Consider the following 21700-nt stretch of genomic DNA (forward strand, 5'->3'; position numbering starts at 1 on the left):
ACTCGACCCTTTCAACTGGCAGGAAAACCATTTGTGATCAGGAGTTTGGCTTTTTGAATTGCTGGTCAAAAAGTCGACGGAACGCGCCGTTTTCCTCCAACAACACATTCAAGGTCCCTTGCTCAACGATTTGACCATCCTGAACGACCATGATGTTGTCTGCTTCCAGAACGGTCGATAGCCGGTGGGCGATTACGATTGTCGTGACCCCTTCCGTCAGCCTGTCCAATGCCTCTTTGACCAAAGTTTCGGATTCAGCATCCAGCGCACTTGTGGCCTCATCCAGCAGAAGGATTTCCGCTTTGCGCAAAATTGCCCGGGCAATTGCGATCCTCTGTTTCTGACCTCCGGACAGGAAAGCTCCGTTTTCCCCAACCTGAGTGTCATAGCCCTCCGGCAAGTGAGAGATGAAGTCATGGGCATGCGCGGCGCGTGCAGCTGCAACAATTTCTTCATCCGTCGCGTCGGGCGCTACATAGCGCAAATTGTCCATAATAGTGGTGGAGAACAGGAACGTGTCCTGCCCGACATAGGATATTTTCCGGCGCAGCGATGCAAAGCTAACTTCGGTCAGGTCTTGGCCGTCAATCTCTACATAGCCCTGATTGGGGTCGTAGAACCGCATGATCAGGCCAAAAATCGTGGATTTTCCTCCGCCAGATTGGCCAACGAGAGCCGTGGTTTTTCCTGCTTCGAAAGTAACATCCATATCTCTGATAACGGGCAGTGCCCCCTGATACCCGAAAGTCACATCACGCAAGCGAATTTCGCCCGGACCTTTGACCATCTCTTTGGGTTCTGAATGCTCTTGCATCGAATCCTGTTCGTCCAGAAGCTCGAACATCAGACCAATCGGCACCATGCAGGTCTCGATCGAGACTCGCATTTTCGACAAACGTTTGGCGGGCTCATAGGCCATCAGCAGGGCTGTGATAAACGACATCAGCTGACCCGCCGTCGGAGGTTCAGACCCTCCGATCCCCAAAGTACTGATAACCAGAATGCCGGCAACAGCAAGACCGGCCAGAAATTCCATCAGCGGACTGGCGATGGCCTGCAAAGAGGCGATGTCGTTCGAACGTTTCTCGACGCGTTTGATCGCAGTGTTCATCCGATCTGTCATGCGGCTTTCAAGGCTGAAGACCTTGATAACTTTGATCCCGTTCGAAGTTTCCTGAAGGACCTGGATGATCTCAGAGAGGTATTTCAACTCGGCCTGCATAATTCGCCGTACGTTCTTCAAAAGGTAGCGCACACTGATCAAAGCAACCGGACCAACCACGAAAAATAGCACGGACAGCAGCGGTTGCTGATAGATCATAACGAAAACCAAACCCACAAGCGTTAGCGCGTCGCGAACGAAACTGGTCACGATGACATCGACAAGCCTCCGGGCAGCACTTGCCCCTGCGGTGACCCTCATCAACAGATTCGAAGATTCAATCTCGGCAAAATACCCGATACCGCGTTGCAATAGTCGATTGTACAGCCGCTCCTGCTGGACCGCGATAATTCGGTTCCCCGCGCGCGCCAGAAAAATCGACTGAATATAGGAAGCGAATGCCTTGGCGCCGAACAGCCCGACGACGACAAGCGCGATCCAATGCGCTTGTGACCTCATTTCCGGTGTGGTCATGGCATCGACGATGTTTTCCATCATCCAAGCCGTGCCGGCGGTCGTGGCGGCAACGATCACCATCGCAATCATCGCGACTCCGTACATCCAGCCTTGCTTGCGCAGGCTCTCCAAGACAAGCCGACCGATATAGCCCGATCGCCATTTTGCCCAGGCCTTGCCGATCATTTCACACTCCAGATCGTCGGTGTAGCCGCCCTTATCGGGCAACCGCACAGTTAAACAGCGGTGTCGTATACCTCTGCCCCTCGGTCGTCGAGGTCGCTTTAGTTAATCAGGACAAGCCCGAGATTCCAGCCCACCCGTGCAGATACCGTTGAAGCAGGGTCAAATGCGCGCACCGGGACCTTCAGTGCCAGACCACATCACCCAAGAAAATATAGCCTGCGCCATAGATCGTCTTGATCAATCGTGGGTTTTTGGGATCTTCACCCAACTTAGTTCTGAGGCGGGAAATACGCACATCCATCGCACGGTCAAAGCTCTCGCCAGCCGCGCCCCCCAATGTCTCCTGCATCTGGGCGCGGCTAATCAGACGTTTGGGGCTTTCGAGAAACAGACGCAGCACTTCACCTTCTGCATGGCTGAAAGCGGTTTCTGCGCCGTTTTGATCCTCAAGAACATAGCGGTCAAAATGCGCGACCCAACCGTTGAAACTGGCCGTCTCCGAATGCGCCACCTGCCCCTTCGGCGCCCGCAAACGCGCCCGCACGCGCGCAACGACCTCGGCGGGGTCGAAAGGTTTGGTTATATAGTCGTCGGCCCCGAGCTCTAGCCCAGTGACCCGATCCTGCACCTGCGCGCGGCCTGAAATGATGATGACGGCAGCGCCCTGTTCCAAGGCAAGGCGATGCACTAGCGCCAATCCATCCGTATCCGGCAGGGACAGATCAACCAGACATACATCGGGCGTAACACGGTTCAAAGCGGCCTCGAATTCTCGGGCACGTGAAAAGCTCTGGGTTCGAAAACCTGCGTCTTGCAGGGTCTCCGTCAGAATATGGCGAATCTCGGGTTCATCATCGAGAATGGTCACCAACGGTTGAGTCATCACGCAGCCTCGGTTCGGATCAAAGCCGAAAGTTGTTTGGGAGTGAACGGTTTGTGCAAGACGGGCACCCGACCGATCGCCCGCTTCAACACAGGATCAGTCGATGGCAACGACGTCATCAAGATACATGGCAGCCGGGGTTTGAGACGCTCCATCAGGTCCAGCCCGGTTGCCTCCCCTTCCAACCGGATATCGGACAGGACCAGAACAATGTCTTCCAGTTCGCTCACCAGCGTCAATGCTTCGTCAACCGAGGTTGCCTCAATAACCGAAAACCCAAAGTCGATCAGCATGTCGCGAAACTGGAGGCGCAAGTCCTGATTGTCTTCGACCAGCAGAACCAATCCTCCGCGCATGGGGGGCGCAGGACGGTACGGAAGCCGCAATACCACCGACGCACCCGAAGGCGTGTTCTTCAGGCTCAGGTCGCCTCCGGCCAGTTTCACCGTATCATAGACCATTGGCAAACCAAGGCCGGACCCGTCGCTGCCCTTGGTAGTGAAAAACGGATTAAGTGCTTTCTCCAACGCCTCGGGCGAGAACCCCGGCCCGGTATCAGAGACCGTAATCTCAACCCAAATCGCGCCAATCGCATGGGCGCTGATGGTGATCTGACCGTTGTTGCCGCAAGCGTCGCGCGCATTCAGGACCAAATTCAGCAAGGCATCCTGCACCATGCCCGGGTCCAGCATCAGGGCCTGGTCCGGCAGAGTGTTGACCACCGACAGCCCCACCCCGCGCGGCAGAGAAGGTGAGGCGAGAATGCGCAGATCCTCAAGCAATTGCAACATATCTGTTGCTTTGGGCTGCGGCGTCCGGTTCCCCGTCATATCCGCGATCCGGTTCAAAAGCTGCCCGCCGCGCTGCGCGGTTTGACGGGTCGCCGCAATCAGCTCATGCGCTTCATCGGGCAGGTTCATTTTGTCCAGCCGCCCCTGCATCCCCAGAATGATGGTCAACAAGTTCGAAAAATCATGCGCCAGCCCGCTGGTCATCTGCGCGGCCATCTCGCGGCGGCGGGTTTGTTGCAACGCGACTCGGGTTTGGGTTTCCTCGGTGATGTCCACGGACATGATGTAGACGCCACCTTCCCCATCGGGGGTAAAGGACACGCGAATGCGGCGGGAATCCTGTTCTTCCGTGAACTCGAAAACGGACGTTTCGCCGCCATAGGCTTTTGACAGATGCGGCTCGACTCGTGAAAAAGCGTGTAAGCCAAGGGCGTCGGAGATATGCAGCCCTAGAATATCAGATGGGCGTCCCGGCAGCACCGAGCTGAGCCGACGGTTTGAGTAGTCGTAGCGCCCATCGACATCGAGATGCGCGATATGGGCGGGCATCATCTCGGTCGTCATGCGCGTGCGGGCTTCGATCTCGGTCAGTTCGCGCTTGGCCTCTTCCAACGCAGCAATGGTGGCAGCAAGCTTGCGGTTGGTGGCCGAAAGCTCCTCAGTGTGGCTGAGCAGCTGGTCCGAAAGCTCTTCGGATCGGGCGCGCAGCAGGTTTTCAGCGCGTTTGGTGCCTGTGATATCGGTGTACACAGCAACCCAACCACCCTGCGGCAGAGGCGATCCCTCAACAGCGACAACCTGCCCGTTCGGGCGGACGCGCTCCATGTAATGCGGCTCAAACGCCATGGCTTGTTCGACGCGCTGCTGCACCATTTCATCAACATCGCCCTCGAGCCCGTATTCTCCGCGAGTGACCAGGAAATGGATCGTGTCACGAAACAACGCGCCGGGTTGCACGAGGTCGTCGGGAAGGCCGAACATCTCTTGAAAGCGTCGATTGCTGAGAACAAGACGCAGTTTGTTATCGTAGATCGACAGCGCCTGACCGATCAAATTCAGCCCGGCAGTCGTCATCGCTTTGATGCGCTTTTCGCTAACGGTCAAGATCGCCCTCCCTGCGGCCTATCCGTAGCATCAGATTTGGACTTGGTGTAGAGGCGAACGCCTAGCCGGTTATTTTGTCCCATAATCGGCAAGCAGGTCCGCGCCAAACAACCGTGGCGTGCAAGCTGCAAGTGTCGCAGCCTCGCAATCCCAGATTTGTAAATCCGGCAACAAAGGCATACAACCATTGCAGATTCAGGCTTTTTTGCATCACATACAAATATGAGCAGCCCAACCATTTCTACCAAACGCGAAAGCGATGGCACTCAGATCCGTATTGCAGGCGAAATGCTGACGCAATTGCTTGCTCCGGTCGAGGGACCTTTTGCAGGCGTTCAGCCAGAGGACGGGCATGTTACGCTGGATCTGTCGGACGTGGAAGCATTGGATACAAGCGGCGCGTGGCTGGTTGCGGATCTTGCCAAGCGGTTCACGACGGCTGGCGCGCAACTGGAATTCCGAGGTGTTCAACCGGCCCATGCCGCACTGATCGAGACCGTTTCGCAGAACATCCCAGACCATCCAGGAAAACTGGCCCCGCCTCGCAATGCCGTGGATTGGGTCGCCAGCGTGGGTCAAAAAACAGTTGGCGCGTGGACGGACACACTCTCGATCCTGGGGTTCCTGGGTCTAACGCTGCATCGGCTTGGGCGCACACTAGTCATGCCCTGGCGTCTGCGCCGAGCTGCCCTGTTTACGCATATGGAGGAAACCGGGTTCAAAGCCCTGCCCATCGTGGCGTTGATGGGATTTTTGATCGGCGTTGTTTTGGCCTTTCAGGGGGCCACGCAGCTGAAACAGTTCGGTGCCGAGATTTTTGTGGTCGAGCTGATCTCGATCTCGGTACTGCGAGAGCTTGGGATCCTTCTGACAGCTATCATTGTTGCCGGTCGATCGGGGTCGGCCTTTACCGCGTCAATCGGATCGATGAAGGTGCAGGAGGAAATAGACGCCATGCGCACGCTGGGTCTGGACCCAATCGAGGTGCTGGTGGTGCCGCGTGTTCTGGCCCTGTTGATCATGCTCCCGATCCTCGGTTTTGTCGCCGATCTGGCGGGCCTTTTCGGCGGCGGATTGATGAGCTGGATCGACCTCGGCATCAGCCCCGGCATGTTCGTTACCCGTTTGAACGAAAGCACCGATGTCTGGCAATTGGCGGTTGGGCTGATCAAAGCGCCCTTCTTCGCGCTGGTCATCGGCGTGATCGCCTGCTGGCAGGCCATGCAAGTCAAAGGTTCGGCCCAGAGCGTAGGTCAGCGCACCACGGCCTCGGTCGTGCAGTCGATCTTCATGGTGATCGCCATCGACGCCCTGTTTTCGATCTTCTTCTCTGAGATTGGGATCTGACATGGACGGCACGGTGCAACATCAGACCACTCAGGCAGATGCGCAACGCGAGGCGGTGATCCGCGTGCGCGGGCTGAGCAATCAGTTCGGGCCGCAGGTTGTCCATGACAATCTGGATCTCGATGTCTGGCGGGGTGAGGTCTTGGGCATCGTTGGCGGCTCGGGCACCGGTAAATCGGTACTACTGCGCACGATTGTGGGGCTGAACACGCCAGCGGCAGGCAGCATCGAGGTACTAGGCGTAGATGTCCTGAATGGACCCGAGGAAGATCGCCGCCGTATAGAACGCCACTGGGGCGTGGCGTTTCAGGATGGTGCGCTGTTTTCCTCGCTCACCGTTTTGCAGAACGTCATGGCCCCGCTGCGCGAACATACTGGCCTGAGCGAAAAACTGATGGAATCTCTGGGCGCATTGAAGATCAGCCTAGTGGGTCTGCCACAGCTGAGTTGCGGCAAGTTTCCATCCGAACTTTCGGGCGGGATGCGCAAACGGGCCGCGCTGGCTCGCGCCTTGGCCATGGACCCCGAGATCGTGTTTCTAGATGAGCCCACCGCTGGTTTGGACCCAATCGGTGCCGCCGCCTATGATGAGTTGATCCGAGAGTTGCAGCAGGCATTGGGCCTGACGGTTTTCATGGTCACCCATGATTTGGACAGTCTGTATGCGATCTGCGACCGCATCGCGGTGCTTGCAGAAAAACGCGTACTGGTTGAAGGTCCGATAGAAGAGATGACCAAGGTCGACCATCCTTGGGTTCAGGAATACTTCACAGGCCCCCGCGCCCGCGCGGCACAGCAGAAGGGGTAAGGCAGGTACGGCGATGGAAACCCGAGCGAACTATATTCTAATCGGCGCATTTACCCTTGCAGCACTATTGGGGGCTTTTGGCTTTTTCCTATGGCTCGCCAAGTTCGAGGTGACCCGCCAATACGCCTACTATGACGTGTTGTTCGACAACGTTTCTGGCCTGTCGGCCGCTGGCGGGGTCAGTTTCAACGGCCTTCCTGTGGGTCAGGTGATCTCTTTAAATCTGGATGATGACGACCCCTCGAAAGTGCGGGTGAGGATCGAGGTCGATGCAGATATCCCCGTCACAGAAGACACGATCGCCCAATTGCAGTCGCTTGGCGTTACCGGCGTCGGCTATGTCGAACTGACAGGAGGATCGACCACCGCCGCCCGCCTGCCACAAAACAGCGTGATCAAAAGCAAACGCAGTACGATTCAATCTCTGTTCGAAGGCGCGCCGAAGGTGCTCGATGAAGCGATCACTTTGTTGCAGGAGCTGAACTCGGTCGTCGATGAAAAGAACCGCAAGGCCGTCTCGGATATTCTCGAAAACCTAGCCTCCGCCACCGGGCGTTTGGACAAGACCATGTCGGATTTTGAAACCGTTTCCGGCAATATCGGCGATGCGGCCAAGGATATCGGTGAGTTCACCAAACGTCTCGACCCGCTGATCGCTGCGGCTGAAACCACGCTTCAGACCGGAAACGAGACGCTGCAATCGGTCAAAACAGCAGCGGACTCGGCGACAGGCGCGTTGGATGAAGCCAAAACAACCCTGACAACGGCAAACAGCGTCATGGCCGAAGACATCAAGCCCTTTATTCAGCGCGGCTCGGAACTGGCCGAGAACCTGACGCGGTTGTCGAATGAGGCCAGTGTCTCGCTAGGAGTGATCACCGAAACTGTGGCGAATGCCAACACCACGCTGGCGTCAATCACCACCGCGATGGACTCGACCAAGGGCGTATTGGCCTCGGCCGAGCGTGCCTTTGACACAGCAAACCGGGTGATAGACGAAGACGTGGCTCCTGTGGCTGAAGACATCCGCAAAGCAGCCAATCAGGTGACCGAGACCGTCTCAAACATCACCAATAAAATCGACGAGATCTCGGACGATGTCCTCAGCGCCTCGAACTCAGCGAAGGAGCTGCTGGGAACGGTCGACAAGATCGTACAAGACAACAGCCGGCAAGTGTCGAACTTCCTACGCGTTGGCCTGCCTCAATTCGTCCGTTTTGTCGAAGAGGCGCAGCGGCTGGTCATTTCCCTCGACCGCTTGGCTGACAGAATAGAACGCGACCCGGCACGGTTCCTGCTGGGCACCCAAGCATCGGAGTTCCGTCAATGATTAGGACCCTGTTTCTGACCCTGTCTTTGACGTTGCTGGGGGCCTGCGCCGGTCTTGGTACGCTGCGACAGGCCTCAAAACCAAACAACCTTTATCTGCTTACGCCCAAAAGCACGTTTTCTTCTTCGCTGCCCCGGGTCCAAAAGCAGATCGTTGTGCAAGAGCCGACGGCGACGGCCGCTGTCAACACCGACCAGATCGCCATTCAGCCCACTGCGCTTCAAGTGCAATACCTGCCGCAAGCGCGCTGGGTCGATCGCGCGCCGCTGATCGTGCAGGCGCTGATGGTCGAGAGCTTTGAGAACTCAGGCAAGGTTGCTGCGGTGGGTCGATCTACGGTCGGACTGCGCGCGGACTATGTTATTCAACCGGACTTGCGTGAATTTCAGGGTCTTGTCGTATCGGAAACTGAGGATTCCACGTCTGTAAGGGTCGAGGTGCGGATGAACATCAAGATCATCGACGAGTTCGAAGACAAAATCATCGCCTCAAGCTCATTCCGCGAATATGTCGTCTCGGCCAGCGATCAAACCCCTGATCTGGTAGAGGCTTTCGACATCGCGCTCGGCAAGACCATGCGCGATGCCGTGGAGTGGAGCGTGCGTAAAATCCACTCGCATGCGGCCAACAATCCCCGACCGTCGTTGCAATAGACCCTAGAAATGCTGGGCTGACGCACGGTTCCAATCGTCGGCAAATTCGGCGGGAATAGCGTCCGACAGCAGTGCGCCTTCTTCAAGGATTGTGTGCATTTGCGCGTAGGAATGCTCCCGCTCGTCGGCGGTCCGGCGCAGGATGTCACGTGGGTGAAGCTCGGCCACCGTTGATTTCCCCATCGCGCCTAACAACTCGCGAAAGCTCTCCAAGGTGGCATCGTGGTAGCGATGTACTCGCTTGCGCTTTTGCGGCACGTTTACCGCCCTTCCCCTAACCGGGTCTTGGGTCGCCACGCCGGATGGGCAGCGGTTGGTGTTGCAATGCAGCGCCTGAATGCAACCGACCGCAAACATCATGGCACGCGCGGCGTTGCAGATATCGGCCCCCAGAGCAAATTTTTCGACCAGATCATAGCCCGTGGCCACTTTGCCTGAACAGATGATGCGGATTTTGTCGCGCAGGCCCACACCCTTCAGGCAGTTGTTCACGAAAATCAACGCCTCGTTCAGTGGCATGCCAAGGCGGTTCGTGAACTCGACCGGAGCAGCCCCCGTGCCCCCTTCGGAGCCGTCAATGGTGATGAAATCGGGCAGGATTCCGGTCTCCAACATTGCCTTGCAGATTGCCATGAATTCGGACGGGTTGCCGATGCACAGCTTGAAGCCGACCGGTTTTCCGCCAGACATCTCGCGCAGATGCTGGACGAATTCGAGCAGCTCGGTCGGGCCGTCAAAAGCCGAATGAACCGGCGGGGAAATGACGTCCTGATGCTCTGGCACGCCCCGAATCTCAGCAATTTCTTTGTCGACCTTGGCCGCGGGCAGTACCCCACCATGCGAGGGTTTAGCCCCCTGAGACAGCTTGATCTCGATCGCTTTGACCACGTCCTTAGTGGCCTTTTCTGCGAACTTGTCTTTGTCAAACCCTCCGTCGGGCGTCCGACACCCGAAATAGCCGGTGCCAATCTGCCAGAAAATGTCGCCGCCTTCGGCCAAATGATGTGGAGACAACCCGCCCTCACCGGTGTTATGGGCGAAACCGCCATCTTTTGCCCCACCATTCAAAGCCCGAATGGCGTTGGCGCTCAGCGCCCCGAAACTCATAGCCGAAACGTTCAGGCGCGACGCGCTGTACGGTTTTTCACATTGCGGCCCGCCCAACATTATACGTTCTTCGCTTTCATCCACGTGTTTAGGGGCCAGCGAATGATTGGCGCGGTGATAGCCTACGGTCGTGATATCGTATTGTGTACCAAAGGCCTGAGTATCGACCTGACCTTTGGCGCGGGAGTAAATCAGGCTGCGTACGATCCGGTTGTAGGGACGACCGCTTTCGTTGGTTTCCACGAAATACTGACGGATCTCGGGACTGACGAACTCCAACATGTACCGGAAATGGCCCAGCACAGGATAGTTGTTTAGCACGTTATGCTTGGTAGTCAGAATATCGTACATTCCGATAACCGCATAGGGGATCAGAATGATCAGGAGCCAATGCACTGGGTGCCAGACAAAGCCCAAAAGCAGAACCAGAGGCAAACAGACGAAGCTGAGAAAGTAATAAAGCCTGCGTACAACCATTCCTGATCTCCTTGGGTGGGTCGTTTTGGAGTGCGGCGTAAAATCCATTCAGATCAAAACCGAAAATGATAAATCAAAGTGAAACAGCTTGGCTTTTGATTGCAAGCCCTCAGACAGTTTGCAATCAAAGGAGACGCGTTTGTGAAATCGCGTTACGAGTTTGATCGATCTAATGTTTTAAGGCGCGACGCCTGACAGGCTGGCATTAAGGGCAGGCAGAGTGAACACGCAGAACTCTCAATCAGGTACACAAGGCCGCGTCTTGATGTTTCTTGCCGTTTTTGTCGGCGGCGCACTGGGGTCTCTAGTGCGGGAGTTTTTTTCAGTAGAAATCCCGGGCGCTTCGGTCCTGACTGCAACGTTCGGGATCAACGTTTTCGCCTGTTTCGTCCTTGGCTGGCTGTATTCCATTCGCCATCGGGTCCACGCGCATGTTTTACACCTCGGAGCTGTCGGGTTTTGTGGTGGCCTCTCTACGTTCTCTTCATTCGTGGCCGAGCTTGAACGGTTGGCTGCAAACACGCTTGGGGCGGCAGTGGCGGCGGCCGGGTTGGAGATTGCAGTTGGCCTGGGTGCCGCAATCGCCGGTGAGGCCCTTGGGCGGCGTTTTCATGCAGGTCGGGGGTCCGTATGACGGATCTGTACCTGCATGCTCTGTTTGGCCTAGGCGGTGGTTTGGGTGCTGTTCTTCGTCATTGGGTGGCGTTGCGGATCACGCATGACCTCCCTCTCTCAACCTTGATAGTGAACGTGCTTGGCAGCCTGTTGCTTGGGCTGTGGCTGGGCTATCTGGGAGGCCCCGTCGACATGGGCGAGGAGGAAAAGCGATTGGTATTCGGCTTTTGCGGCGGGTTTACCACTTTTTCCAGCTTCGCCTATCAATCGCTAGAGCTGCGACGCAAGCAAACTCTGGTTCTGGCCGCAGGCAATATCGTCGTCAGCCTTGTGATGTGTTGGGGCGCGTTGTGGTTGGGTCTCGTCATAACACGCTGACGTACCGGCTACATTGCGTGCATATGCATTCGGACCGCAAGGTTGCCCAAGATCCAGACCGTTCCGAGAATGATAATCAACAGAACAAGGGTCGAGAATAGGATCAGATCCAGATCCTCGCGGCTGCTGCGACGACGATCTATGTGCAGGAAATAGACCAGTTGAAAGATCAACTGCGCCAGACCCAACAGACCGATAGTCAGATACACTCCGGTCGTTTCAATGCCGAACACCTGTGCAACGCCAAACATCGCAAGCGTCAAAAGCAGCGAGCCTCCGTAGCCAATGACATAGCGCCGCCGCTCGCGCCGGTGCATCTCGGAGCGTTTATCCATAGGTCAGACCTCCGAAATAGACGATTGTGATGATGCCGATCCAGATCAGGTCGAGAAAGTGCCAGAACAATGCAAGCCGCACGACGCGTGAGATGACTAGATCGGTCATGCCCATGACCCGCAGTTGAATACCTAAAACAATTAACCAAACACAGCCTGCCGCCACGTGCAGGCCATGCAACGGCACTAGCCCGTAGAAGGCAGAAAGGAAGCCACTGCGTTGCGGAATACCGCCCTTCTCGACCATTGCCATAAAGTCTCGGATCTCCAGCACAAGGAAGCTGAGGCCCAAGAACAGCGTTACCCCGAACCACAGAATGATCTTTGACCGGGGCAAGTTGTATTTCAGAGCCAGCATGGCCAACCCGACGGTTAGACTGCTGGTCAACAGGATCATGGTCTGCGCGAAGATGCTTTTGAGGTCGAACAGCTCGTGCGGGCCGGGACCACCCGCCTGCGCGTCGATCATCGTGATGTAGATCGCGAACATCAGGCCGAAATAGACCAGATCGCTCATCAGGAAGACCCAGAAGCCGAAGGTGACGACTTCGGACGCTTTGTGGGCACTGGCGTGGCGTTCACCGAGGTTGATGCCAGGATAGCTATGGGTCGGGGCGCGTTTCATGTCACCGCCTCCATATCGGGTCGGGCAAGGCCACGGTTTTCCGTCGCCGTCTCGTGGTCGCGATCCACGGCGGTTTCGCTGTGAACCAGTGCGAGCCAGGCTTCGTGGTCTTTGCGGACCTCCTCGGCGGGGATGGTGATTTCGGTGCTGGTATCGAAGGTCCAGATGATGAAGGCAAGGATCATCGCAACCGTCATCAGCGCTGCCAGCCACCAGATCCACCAGACCAGCGCAAACATCCAGATACCGCTGGTCACGCAGAGGATGAACCCGATCCCGGTATTGCGCGGCATATCGATATCCTCATAGGCGTCAGGGGTGGGATAGGCCGCGCCGCGTTCTTTGGCGGTGGCGAAGTCATCCCGCGCGGTTACTTGCGGGATGATGGCAAAGTTGTAGGGCGGTGGCGGTGAAGGGATCGACCACTCCAACGAGCGGCCATCCCAAGGGTCGCCCACAGGAACGCGGGTTTTTTCGCGGCCGCGAATGCTGATCCAAAGCTGGACCAAAACCGACAGCAGCGCTGCTGTGATGACCAACGCTCCGACTACCGCGACAATCATATAGGGGTGAAAGCTCGGGTCCTCCCAACTGAACGACCGGCGTGGCATGCCCATCAGGCCGACAAAGTAAAGCGGTAGGAAGGTCAGCATGAACCCAACAGTCCAGAGCGCAACCGTCACCCTGCCCCACCCTTCGTGCAAGCGAAATCCGAACGCTTTTGGAAACCAGTAGTTATAGGCCGCAAGCAATCCAAACAGCACGCCGGGCAGCAGAACATTGTGGAAATGCGCCACCAGAAACAGGGTGTTGTGGACCTGATAGTCAACAGTTGGGTTGGCCAGGATCACTCCGCTGAGGCCGCCAATGACAAACAGCATTAGAAAAGCCAGCCCATAGAGCATTGGGACCGAAAACCGGATACGACCCCGCCAGAGCGTTGCCATCCAGTCATAGACTTTCACGCCGGTGGGAATGGCAATCAGCATAGTCGCTATGCCGAACACGGCATTGATCAGCGCGCTTTGGCCCATTGTGAAGAAATGGTGTAGCCAGACGGTGAAGGACAGGACCGCAATCGACATGGTGGCAATCACCAGCGAGGTATAACCATAAATACGCTTTGCCGAGAAGGTCGCAAAGACCTCGGAATAGATGCCATAGGCGGGCAGTACGAGCAGGTAGACCTCGGGGTGGCCGAACAGCCAGAACAGGTTGGCATAGTTCATCATATTGCCGCCGAGGTCGTTGGTGAAGAAATGAAAATCCAGATAGCGATCAGCGGCCAGCAACAAGGCCGCGACCCCGAGCGGCGGCATCGCAAAGACGATCAAGATCGAGCTACAGATGATCGTCCAGCAATACATCGGCAGTCGCATGAACGTCATACCCGGCGCGCGCAGCTTGTAGATCGTGACGGCAAAATTAATGCCGGTCAGAGTCGTTCCGATCCCAGACACGACGATGGCCCAGATCCAGTAATCGGGCCCCACACCAGGGTTGAACGCGGCCCCGGTATAGGGCGGATAGGCGGTCCACCCCCCGGTCGAGAACTCTCCGACCACCAGAGAAACCATCAGCATCATGCCCGCCGAAACGGTCAGCCCAAGGCTGATCTGGTTCATCACTGGAAAGGCGACGTCCCGCGCGCCGATCATCAGCGGGATGACGTAGTTCGCGATGCCAAAGACAAAGGGCACAGCGACAAAGAAAATCATGATCGTGCCGTGCGTGCTGAAGAGTTCGGCAAAATGCTCGGCCTCAAGGAAACCGTCGCCCGGCCCGGCCGCCTGCTGGGCGCGCATGACAACGCCTTCCAGCACACCGCGGGCCAGCATGACGATGGCAAAGACGATGTACATGATGCCGATTTTCTTGTGATCGGCACTGGTCAGCCAGTCGCGCCACAGCGGCCCCCACAGCTGAAACCAGGACAGCAGAAAGACAACGGCAGCCGCTCCGACTATGACTACGGCGGCGGCGGCATTGGCGACGATCTCATTTGCGTTGGGGTTCTGGATCAGTCCGGCAATGGGAAACGCGTCCCAACTGAGGCGGCCGAAGAAACCGGTGTCTGAATTCATTGGCCGACCCCCTGCCCATATGATGTCGTGCCCGGTTGCTGATCGTGCGGCAGGGCTTGGCCAGAGTGATAGCGATGCAAAATCGACTGAAACAAATCGCCGTCATACAAGCGGAAATACAAGGCGTTTTCAGGCATATCTGAGGTTCCGAGGGCCTGTTGCACCTCATCCCGGTCCGAGCGCATGGCGACAGTCTTATACGTCGCGTCATCCAACACGATGCCGTTCCGGCGCACAGTTTCGACCCATGTGTCAAAATCCTCTGCCGACAGGGCAAGCGTTTCGAACTTCTGTTTCGTGAAACCGCGCCCGTTGTATTGCGTATTCTCGCCCTGCATCTGTTCGGGTTGATCTGCGACTAAATGCAGCTGAGTGGTCATGCCCGGCATCGCGTAAATCTGCCCGGCCAAGGCAGGGATCATAAAGGACTGCATGACGGTGTCCGTTGTCAGGGTCAGAGCGATCTGTTGTTTGACGGGAATGCCCATCTCACCCACGGTCGCGATCCCGAGATCGGGATAGATGAACAACCATTTCCAATCGAGGCCCACGACCTGAACCTGTACTGCAGGTTCATCCCCAAAGGGAGCCGCGTAAGGGTCCAGACGATGGGTCGCTTTCCACAAGTAGACCGACAAAATCGTGACGATCACCACCGGAACGCCCCACATCACCATCTCGAGCCGGGGCGAGAAGTCCCAATCTGGCCTATAAGCAGCTGTACCGCCCTTCCGACGGCGATATCGCAGCGCAATAAGTGGAACCAGAACAAGAACAGGCACAACAGCGATCAAAATCAACCACGTTGCCCGCAAAAGATGTGCCTTCTGCACCGCCGCGATCGGCCCCTGAGGGTCCATGAAGCTGTCACTGGCGCCTGCGGTCCGGGCCGATGACACCACCACCACAAGGGCCATCAGCATTGCCGCCGATATGAGGGCCGTTCTGACCTTGGTCATAGGCGACTGTCCTCTTTCGCATCCCGTTTCAGTGCAACTATCGACAAAGGCAAGAGATTTCTCAAGGCTTTTGATCGCAGCCTTCAAGCTGACACCAATGTTGCTCTGGTTTCGGTTGACTTGCAGGCATCGTCAGGACACAGCTTGGCTACGATGCGTATTCTCATTTTGATTTTTTGCCTTGCCATCCAGCCCCTGGCGGCTAACGCGCAAGATCGCGCCAAGGTTGAGCGTCAGTTTCAAAACTGGTTGCAGGAAACGGTGTGGCCGCAAGCCCGTGCCAAAGGCGTTTCGCGTCAGACCATGACACGAGCGCTGTCCGGCGTGACATTGAAATGGGATCTTCCCGATCTGGTGCCGCCGGGCGGCCATCCGCAGTCATCAAAGCCACAATCCCAGGCCGAATTCGGAGCACCGGCGCGCTATTTCAAAGCCGGTTCTTTGCAGGACGCGACTGCTCAAGGGCGTAAAATGGCCAAACAGCACGCCGCGGTGCTTACCCGTGTCGAGGCAGAAACCGGCGTTCCAGCCCGCATTATTCTCGCCATCTGGGGTCGTGAAAGCGGCTATGGCCAAGTGGCGATCCCCCACAACGCGTTTCAGGTCCTCGCGACAAGAGGCTTTATGAGCACCCGCTCGCAATATTTCACAGCCGAGTTGCTGGCCGCTTTGCAAATCGCGCAAGCAGGGCATTTGAACGGCCGTGAGATGAAAAGCAGTTGGGCCGGAGCGCTGGGGCAGCCGCAGTTCATGCCCTCGAGCTTTCTGACTTACGCCGTGGACGGAGACGGCGATGCAAGCGCAGATATCTGGCAATCCGAAGAGGACACGATCGCCTCGATCGCCAACTACTTGTCGAAGCATGGCTGGATTTCGGGCCGTGATTGGGGTTTTGAGGTTGTCGTGCCTGATACAGTCAGCTGCGCTCTGGAGGGTCCTGATCAGGGTCGCAAGATCGAGGAATGGGCCTTGATGGGGATCATGCGAACATCGGGCCGTCCGTTTCCAGCGCATGAACTGCCCGCCCAAGGGTTCCTAATGATGCCCGCAGGTCGAACCGGGCCTGCGTTTTTGGTGACCCAGAATTTCTATGTCCTGAAAGAATACAACAAGAGCGATCTATACGCCCTGTTCGTAGGTCATGTCGGGGATCGGATTGCATTCGGCGTCGGAGACTTCACGGCGCGCTGGGGTCGGGTTGACCCGTTTTACCGATCAGAAATTGCAGCGATGCAAAGAGGTTTGGAACGCCTTGACCATGATGTCGGCGGCGTAGATGGGCTGCCAGGTTTCAAAACGCGACGCTCAATCGGGCGCTGGCAGAAAACGCAAGGCCGGGCCGAGACGTGTTTCCCTGACCGTGCGCTTGTCTCTGAACTTGGGCAGTAACCAGCCCCAACCAAAGTTAACAGTGTTTATCTACCCCGCCGATCGTTGCTCATTTTGGGCCAATTGGCAGTCTTGCTCAAATTGGCTTGATGCACGGCCTTTCCATTGACAGGACATGGAGCGCAGGCTTGGCACGGCTGTTTAGAATCAACCAGTTATGGATAGATCGCCCAGATCGTGACATCGGATCGCCTCGCCGAAACGACCTCCCGGCTTGGGATGCAAGCCACAGAACCCAGAAACTTGCAACATAACTGTCTTTTGACTTGCTGTTCACGCCATGGCACGATCTGACCGATTTAAGCACAGGCCCTTTCGGGGAATATTGAATGATCTGACCCCAAAGCCTAAGAGGAATAACCCGACCGGTTTCGACCATGAGGGGCAACTAGATTGAGAGGCACTATGACACGCAAGGTCACCAAGGCGATTTTCCCCGTAGCAGGACTTGGAACACGCTTTTTGCCCGCGACGAAATCCGTCCCGAAAGAAATCATGACGCTGGTTGACCGCCCTCTGGTCCAGTACGCCATCGACGAAGCTCGCGCTGCTGGGATCACCGAGTTCATATTTGTCACGTCCCGCGGAAAATCCGCGCTTGAGGATTATTTCGACCACAACCTCGTTCTGGAACAAGAGCTGAAAGCCAAAGGCAAGGACAAGCTGCTGGATACGCTCAATGCGACAAACATGGAAAGCGGCGCCATTGCATATATTCGCCAGCACAAGGCGCTTGGGCTTGGCCACGCTGTCTGGTGCGCGCGCCGCCTGATCGGGGATGAGTCTTTCGCCGTCATGCTGCCCGATGACGTCATCGCCGCCGACAAGCCCTGTTTACAGCAGATGATCGAAGCTTATGAAGAAACCGGCGGCAATATGGTTGCCGCGATGGAGGTTCCGCCAGAACAGACCAGCTCTTACGGGGTGTTGGATGTGGGCGACAATGTGGGCACGGTCGTGCGCACACGCGGCATGGTCGAAAAGCCCAAGCCCGAGGACGCGCCCTCGAATCTCGCCGTAATCGGACGATATGTGCTTGGGCCGTCAGTTCTCTATAATTTGAACCAGAAGAAGAAGGGCAGCGGTGGAGAAATCCAGCTGACCGACGCCATCGCCGAAGACATCCGCAACGGTGTTCCAGTCTTTGGCTACAAATTTGATGGTCAACGCTTCGATTGCGGATCGAAAGCTGGGTTTCTGCAAGCAACGGTCGCATTTGCCTTGGCCCGTGACGATCTGCGCGATGACCTGAGCGCGTATCTGCACGACCTTGTCTCGGCAGAGAAAGCTGCCCAATAAGCGGGCGGTAAGACACAGAAATGAAAGACGCTGCGCGATCATGACAACCGTATACCCAGTAATTCTATGCGGGGGGTCAGGAACCCGTTTGTGGCCACTCTCCCGGAAAAGCTATCCTAAGCAGTTTGTGCCCTTGCTCGGCGAAAACAGCCTGCTGCAGGATTGCGCCCTCAGAATGCGTGGGCCTGAAGCTGCGCCTTATGCCAAACCTGTGGTCCTCACGAATGAGGCGTTTCGGTTCGTCGTGCCGGAGCAATTGACCGAGATTGGCATAGACCCCGGCCCAGTTCTGATTGAACCCGAAGGACGCAACACCGCGCCCGCCGTTCTGGCCGCAGCCTTGTTCCTGAATGAAATCGACCCGGATGCGGTTATGTTGGTGGCCCCCTCTGACCACGTCGTCCCCGATTCCAGCGCCTTTCACGACGCGGTCTCTGAGGGTTTGCGCGCGATTGCCGAGCGCGGTGATCTGCTGACCTTCGGTATCACTCCGGATCGGCCGGAAACCGGCTATGGCTACCTGAAACTGAGCCAAACGCCCGAGATCCGCGCGGTCCCTCTGGATCGGTTCGTTGAAAAGCCCGATCTTGAAACCGCCCAATCCATGCTGGCCGATGGCAGCTATCTGTGGAACTCGGGCATCTTTCTGTTTGCCGTTCGCGACATCATCGCCGCATTCGAACAACACGCCCCTGCCCTGATGAGCCCTGTCAAAAACGCTGTCGAAAACGCCAAGAGTGACCTTGGCTTCCTCAGGCTGGATGCCGAGGCGTGGTCTGAGGTCGAAGATATCTCGATCGACTATGCCGTGATGGAGAAAGCGGACAACCTGAGCGTGGTGCCCTATGCGGCCGGGTGGTCGGATGTTGGCAGTTGGTCTGCGGTGCAAGAGTTGACCCATCCCGACGCAGATGGCGTCGCGACCTCGGGTGAAGTCACGGCGATTGACTGTCAAAACGTGCTAGTCCGCTCGGAATCTTCGGCGCAGGAAGTTGTGGCGCTGGGTTTGCAAGACGTGATCGCCGTCGCCATGCCCGACGCAGTTCTGGTCGCCAGCATGGACAAGGCGCAGGACGTCAAAAAGGCCGTGACTGCGCTGAAGACCAAAGGCGCGAAGCAGGCCGAATCCCTGCCAGTGGACCACCGCCCTTGGGGCTGGTTCGAAAGCCTGGTGATCGGCGACCGGTTTCAGGTCAAGCGCATCCACGTCCATCCCGGCGCGGCGCTCAGCCTACAATCGCATCACCATCGGTCCGAACACTGGATCGTGGTGGAAGGCACCGCCAAGGTCACAATCGACGAGGAAGAGCGTCTGGTTTCTGAAAACCAGTCTGTCTACATTCCTCTGGGTGCGGTCCATCGGATGGAAAACCCCGGCAAAGTGCCCATGGTTCTGATCGAGGTCCAGACAGGCACGTATCTGGGTGAGGATGACATCATCCGCTACGAGGATATCTATTCACGCGGTTAAACTGTTTAATTCAGGTTCTTGCACGAGATTCAGACAAAAAGGTAAACGGAAAAACCTCCGGGCGTTCGCTGCGGTCAGATAGATTTCATGCGCCCTGCGGCAGGGTAGCACGCAACGAAATGTCGGACCGACAGCCTAAGGAGGACGCCCGTGTCTCAGACCTCACCCCGATTGAACCTGCCGTTTTTGCAGCCGTCTCAGGCGCAGAAGCACGTCACACATAACGAGGCCCTGCGCCAGTTGGACCTCGTGGTGCAGCTGAGCGTTGTGTCGACCAGCAGCACAAATCCACCCGTCGCCCCGGAACAGGGTGAGGTTCATGGGCTGAGCGCGAACCCGACCGGAGATTGGGACGGTCACGCAGGGGAATTGGCCGCCTGGATTGATGCCGCCTGGCACTTCCTAGCCCCACAGACGGGCTGGCGCGCTTGGGATCAGGCGGATGGGCAGGTGAAACTGTGGGACGGTAGCGCGTGGATCACCCCTCCGGTCGAGACCACGAACTTGCCCGGTATAGGCGTTGCCACCGGCTATGACAGCACCAACCGCCTATCCGTTCGTGGCCCTGCAACTTTGCTGAGCCATGAGGGCGGAGGCCATCAGCTGAAGATCAACAAGTCCGCCTCTGGCGAAACCGCGTCGCTGCTGTTTCAATCCAACTGGACGGGTCACGCCGAGATGGGCCTTTCCGGCAGCACCGGGTTTTCGATCAAGGTGTCACCGGACGGCGGCAGTTGGACAGACGCCCTGCGCCTTGATCCCGCCACGGGTATCGCCAGCGGCGCCGCCGTTCAAAACAGCCCCACGGATACAACGGCCGGACGCTTGATGCGGGCTGACTATGGGTACGGGCCCGGCAATCTGCTGGGGTCGGTGTCGGAAAACGCGGGCGCTCCGACGGGTGCAGTGATCGAACGCGGCAGCACCGCAACGGGCGACTATGTCCGTTTCGCCGATGGCACTCAGATTTGTACCGCAACCCTGACCGCCACAGGTTGTACCATTGCTGAAGGCGCGCTTTTCGCTAGCAACACGGAGACGTGGACCTTCCCGGTCGTTTTCGCGGCGACCCCGTCTGTCAGCGGCAGCGGTGGCAGTGCGGGGCGGTTCATCGGGGCCGACGAACCCTCGACCAGCCAGGCCGTTTTCAAGGTGCTTTCCACCACATCAGACGCAACAATCCTAGCGCCGTCTCTTGCCGCGATTGGACGTTGGTTCTGAGGCAAAATGTGGCCCGGGCCTTGGAGTTCGGGCTTCTATTTCGCGCGAAGATCGCCCTGAGACTGTTCAAGAAACCAAGCGTAAGTTTCGCGAATACCGTCCTCAAGCCCGATCGAGGCCGTCCATCCCATATCCGCCAGACGTGACACATCCATCAACTTGCGCAGGGTCCCATCGGGTTTTGAGGTATCCTGCGTGATCCGCCCTTTGTAGCCCGTGACCTGCGCCACCAGCGCCGCAAGCTCGGCAATGGAGATGTCAGACCCGCACCCGACGTTGATATGGCTGAGCATCGGCTGCGTGTTCGCTTCGTAAACGTCACGCGGTAGGCCCAGCACGAACAAAGACGCCTCGGCCATGTCATCCACGTGCAGGAATTCACGGCGGGGTTTGCCGGTACCCCAGATCACAACCTCATCTACACCGTCCCTCTGCGCTTCGTGGAAACGGCGGATCAGGGCGGGCAGCACATGGCTGTTTTCGGGGTGGAAATTGTCGCCCGGCCCATAGAGATTGGTCGGCATGACCGAGCGATAGTCCACCCCATGCTGTCGGTTGTAGCTTTCGCACAGCTTAATCCCGGCGATCTTGGCCACCGCGTAGGGTTCGTTGGTGGGCTCCAGAATACCCGTCAGCAGGGCGTCTTCACGCATCGGTTGTTGCGCCGCGCGCGGGTAGATACACGAGCTGCCAAGCTGGAGCAGGTGTTTGACTCCGGCCTCAAACGCCTGATGGATCACGTTGCATTCGATCATCAGGTTTTTGTAAATGAAATCAGCAGGGTAGGTATTGTTGGCATTGATGCCACCGACCTTGGCCGCAGCCAGTACAACCATATCGGGCTTCTCGGCCTGCATGAAGACGCGCACCGCAGCTTGATCGGTCAAGTCCAGTTCGGAATGCGTGCGGGTAATCAGGTTCAGGGCTTCTCCAGCCGCCTGCCGGTCCTGCAATTTGCGCAGAATACCGCCGCCAACCATACCGCTATGCCCTGCTACGTAGATTTTACGCATGGTTGGG

At 57.2% G+C, this 21700-nt stretch carries 19 protein-coding genes; 10 read left to right on the top strand and 9 right to left on the bottom strand.

Annotated features, from left to right (window positions below):
* Positions 1-37: 37 nt before the first annotated feature.
* The 3 genes from ACR0JF_RS08310 to ACR0JF_RS08320 form a co-directional block, all read right to left on the bottom strand.
* Positions 38-1804: an ABC transporter ATP-binding protein gene (locus tag ACR0JF_RS08310; protein ID WP_170659425.1), complete on the bottom strand. Its 1767-nt coding sequence runs from the start codon at positions 1802-1804 to the stop codon at positions 38-40.
* A 181-nt stretch (positions 1805-1985) separates the two neighbouring features.
* Positions 1986-2687, bottom strand: coding sequence for a response regulator transcription factor (locus ACR0JF_RS08315; protein ID WP_170659095.1), 702 nt, complete (start codon positions 2685-2687; stop codon positions 1986-1988).
* Positions 2687-4552 (bottom strand): PAS-domain containing protein, encoded by a 1866-nt coding sequence (locus ACR0JF_RS08320; protein WP_170659424.1) that lies wholly within the window; start codon positions 4550-4552, stop codon positions 2687-2689. The genes ACR0JF_RS08315 and ACR0JF_RS08320 overlap by 1 nt, the downstream gene beginning before the upstream one ends.
* 252 nt (positions 4553-4804) lie before the next feature.
* Here ACR0JF_RS08320 and ACR0JF_RS08325 point away from each other — a divergent pair, with 252 nt between their 5' ends.
* From ACR0JF_RS08325 to ACR0JF_RS08340, 4 genes are read left to right on the top strand one after another with little or no spacing between them, the layout of a single operon-like run.
* Positions 4805-5929, top strand: coding sequence for an ABC transporter permease (locus ACR0JF_RS08325; protein ID WP_170659094.1), 1125 nt, complete (start codon positions 4805-4807; stop codon positions 5927-5929).
* A 1-nt stretch (position 5930) separates the two neighbouring features.
* Positions 5931-6737 (top strand): ABC transporter ATP-binding protein, encoded by an 807-nt coding sequence (locus ACR0JF_RS08330; protein ID WP_170659093.1) that lies wholly within the window; start codon positions 5931-5933, stop codon positions 6735-6737.
* Between the two features lie 13 nt (positions 6738-6750).
* On the top strand, positions 6751-8067 hold the full coding sequence (locus ACR0JF_RS08335) for an MlaD family protein (protein WP_170378326.1): 1317 nt from the start codon (positions 6751-6753) through the stop codon (positions 8065-8067).
* The gene (locus ACR0JF_RS08340) at positions 8064-8720 is read left to right on the top strand and encodes an ABC-type transport auxiliary lipoprotein family protein (RefSeq protein WP_170378328.1); all 657 of its coding nucleotides are present in this window, start codon (positions 8064-8066) and stop codon (positions 8718-8720) included. Before ACR0JF_RS08335 ends, ACR0JF_RS08340 begins: the two co-directional genes overlap by 4 nt.
* Before the next feature lie 3 nt (positions 8721-8723).
* On the opposite strand, the gene ACR0JF_RS08345 is transcribed toward ACR0JF_RS08340, so the two are convergent.
* Positions 8724-10304 carry an FMN-binding glutamate synthase family protein gene (locus ACR0JF_RS08345; protein ID WP_170659092.1) on the bottom strand — a complete coding sequence of 527 codons (1581 nt, stop codon included), beginning with the start codon at positions 10302-10304 and terminating at the stop codon, positions 8724-8726.
* A 265-nt stretch (positions 10305-10569) separates the two neighbouring features.
* On the opposite strand from ACR0JF_RS08345, the gene ACR0JF_RS08350 reads away from it, so the two are divergent.
* Both ACR0JF_RS08350 and crcB read left to right on the top strand, forming a co-directional pair.
* Positions 10570-10938: a FluC/FEX family fluoride channel gene (locus tag ACR0JF_RS08350; RefSeq protein ID WP_170659091.1), complete on the top strand. Its 369-nt coding sequence runs from the start codon at positions 10570-10572 to the stop codon at positions 10936-10938.
* On the top strand, positions 10935-11297 hold the full coding sequence (gene crcB, locus ACR0JF_RS08355; RefSeq protein WP_170659090.1) for a fluoride efflux transporter CrcB: 363 nt from the start codon (positions 10935-10937) through the stop codon (positions 11295-11297). Before ACR0JF_RS08350 ends, crcB begins: the two co-directional genes overlap by 4 nt.
* 8 nt (positions 11298-11305) lie before the next feature.
* On the opposite strand, the gene ACR0JF_RS08360 is transcribed toward crcB, so the two are convergent.
* The 4 genes from ACR0JF_RS08360 to ACR0JF_RS08375 are packed head-to-tail and all read right to left on the bottom strand — an operon-like array spanning position 11306 to position 15300.
* Positions 11306-11632: a cytochrome o ubiquinol oxidase subunit IV gene (locus ACR0JF_RS08360; protein WP_419741360.1), complete on the bottom strand. Its 327-nt coding sequence runs from the start codon at positions 11630-11632 to the stop codon at positions 11306-11308.
* Positions 11625-12257: a cytochrome c oxidase subunit 3 gene (locus ACR0JF_RS08365; RefSeq protein WP_170659089.1), complete on the bottom strand. Its 633-nt coding sequence runs from the start codon at positions 12255-12257 to the stop codon at positions 11625-11627. Before ACR0JF_RS08365 ends, ACR0JF_RS08360 begins: the two co-directional genes overlap by 8 nt.
* The gene (locus ACR0JF_RS08370) at positions 12254-14341 is read right to left on the bottom strand and encodes a cbb3-type cytochrome c oxidase subunit I (RefSeq protein WP_170659088.1); all 2088 of its coding nucleotides are present in this window, start codon (positions 14339-14341) and stop codon (positions 12254-12256) included. Before ACR0JF_RS08370 ends, ACR0JF_RS08365 begins: the two co-directional genes overlap by 4 nt.
* A complete protein-coding gene (locus ACR0JF_RS08375) occupies positions 14338-15300 on the bottom strand; it encodes a cytochrome ubiquinol oxidase subunit II family protein (protein ID WP_170659087.1) in 963 nt (320 codons plus the stop codon). Before ACR0JF_RS08375 ends, ACR0JF_RS08370 begins: the two co-directional genes overlap by 4 nt.
* Positions 15301-15453: 153 nt before the next feature.
* Between ACR0JF_RS08375 and ACR0JF_RS08380 the strand changes: the two genes are divergently transcribed.
* The 4 genes from ACR0JF_RS08380 (at position 15454) to ACR0JF_RS08395 (ending at position 20680) form a co-directional block, all read left to right on the top strand.
* Positions 15454-16689: a lytic murein transglycosylase gene (locus ACR0JF_RS08380; RefSeq protein ID WP_170659086.1), complete on the top strand. Its 1236-nt coding sequence runs from the start codon at positions 15454-15456 to the stop codon at positions 16687-16689.
* A 405-nt stretch (positions 16690-17094) separates the two neighbouring features.
* Positions 17095-17988 carry a UTP--glucose-1-phosphate uridylyltransferase GalU gene (galU, locus tag ACR0JF_RS08385; protein WP_170659085.1) on the top strand — a complete coding sequence of 298 codons (894 nt, stop codon included), beginning with the start codon at positions 17095-17097 and terminating at the stop codon, positions 17986-17988.
* Between the two features lie 40 nt (positions 17989-18028).
* A complete protein-coding gene (locus ACR0JF_RS08390; protein ID WP_170659084.1) occupies positions 18029-19459 on the top strand; it encodes a mannose-1-phosphate guanylyltransferase/mannose-6-phosphate isomerase in 1431 nt (476 codons plus the stop codon).
* 150 nt (positions 19460-19609) lie between these two features.
* Entirely contained in the window at positions 19610-20680 is a 1071-nt protein-coding gene (locus ACR0JF_RS08395) for a DUF2793 domain-containing protein (protein WP_170659083.1), read from the top strand.
* A gap of 35 nt (positions 20681-20715) precedes the next feature.
* On the opposite strand, the gene fcl is transcribed toward ACR0JF_RS08395, so the two are convergent.
* Complete coding sequence (gene fcl / locus ACR0JF_RS08400) at positions 20716-21693, bottom strand: GDP-L-fucose synthase (protein WP_170659082.1); 978 nt, start codon at positions 21691-21693, stop codon at positions 20716-20718.
* Between the last annotated feature and the right edge of the window lie 7 nt (positions 21694-21700).

The organism is Ruegeria sp. BG11 (genome assembly GCF_056538565.1).

Excerpts from the sequence above, each read along its gene's own strand:
- ACR0JF_RS08375 (WP_170659087.1), bottom strand. The coding sequence starts at position 15,300 with ATGACCAAGGTCAGAACGGCCCTCATATCGGCGGCAATGCTGATGGCC.
- ACR0JF_RS08380 (WP_170659086.1), top strand. The coding sequence starts at position 15,454 with ATGCGTATTCTCATTTTGATTTTTTGCCTTGCCATCCAGCCCCTGGCG.
- ACR0JF_RS08390 (WP_170659084.1), top strand. The coding sequence starts at position 18,029 with ATGACAACCGTATACCCAGTAATTCTATGCGGGGGGTCAGGAACCCGT.
- ACR0JF_RS08360 (WP_419741360.1), bottom strand. The coding sequence starts at position 11,632 with ATGGATAAACGCTCCGAGATGCACCGGCGCGAGCGGCGGCGCTATGTC.
- ACR0JF_RS08370 (WP_170659088.1), bottom strand. The coding sequence starts at position 14,341 with ATGAATTCAGACACCGGTTTCTTCGGCCGCCTCAGTTGGGACGCGTTT.
- ACR0JF_RS08310 (WP_170659425.1), bottom strand. The coding sequence starts at position 1,804 with ATGATCGGCAAGGCCTGGGCAAAATGGCGATCGGGCTATATCGGTCGG.
- galU (WP_170659085.1), top strand. The coding sequence starts at position 17,095 with ATGACACGCAAGGTCACCAAGGCGATTTTCCCCGTAGCAGGACTTGGA.
- ACR0JF_RS08330 (WP_170659093.1), top strand. The coding sequence starts at position 5,931 with ATGGACGGCACGGTGCAACATCAGACCACTCAGGCAGATGCGCAACGC.
- ACR0JF_RS08350 (WP_170659091.1), top strand. The coding sequence starts at position 10,570 with ATGTTTCTTGCCGTTTTTGTCGGCGGCGCACTGGGGTCTCTAGTGCGG.
- crcB (WP_170659090.1), top strand. The coding sequence starts at position 10,935 with ATGACGGATCTGTACCTGCATGCTCTGTTTGGCCTAGGCGGTGGTTTG.
- fcl (WP_170659082.1), bottom strand. The coding sequence starts at position 21,693 with ATGCGTAAAATCTACGTAGCAGGGCATAGCGGTATGGTTGGCGGCGGT.
- ACR0JF_RS08340 (WP_170378328.1), top strand. The coding sequence starts at position 8,064 with ATGATTAGGACCCTGTTTCTGACCCTGTCTTTGACGTTGCTGGGGGCC.
- ACR0JF_RS08345 (WP_170659092.1), bottom strand. The coding sequence starts at position 10,304 with ATGGTTGTACGCAGGCTTTATTACTTTCTCAGCTTCGTCTGTTTGCCT.
- ACR0JF_RS08335 (WP_170378326.1), top strand. The coding sequence starts at position 6,751 with ATGGAAACCCGAGCGAACTATATTCTAATCGGCGCATTTACCCTTGCA.
- ACR0JF_RS08320 (WP_170659424.1), bottom strand. The coding sequence starts at position 4,552 with ATGACGACTGCCGGGCTGAATTTGATCGGTCAGGCGCTGTCGATCTAC.
- ACR0JF_RS08325 (WP_170659094.1), top strand. The coding sequence starts at position 4,805 with ATGAGCAGCCCAACCATTTCTACCAAACGCGAAAGCGATGGCACTCAG.
- ACR0JF_RS08315 (WP_170659095.1), bottom strand. The coding sequence starts at position 2,687 with ATGACTCAACCGTTGGTGACCATTCTCGATGATGAACCCGAGATTCGC.
- ACR0JF_RS08365 (WP_170659089.1), bottom strand. The coding sequence starts at position 12,257 with ATGAAACGCGCCCCGACCCATAGCTATCCTGGCATCAACCTCGGTGAA.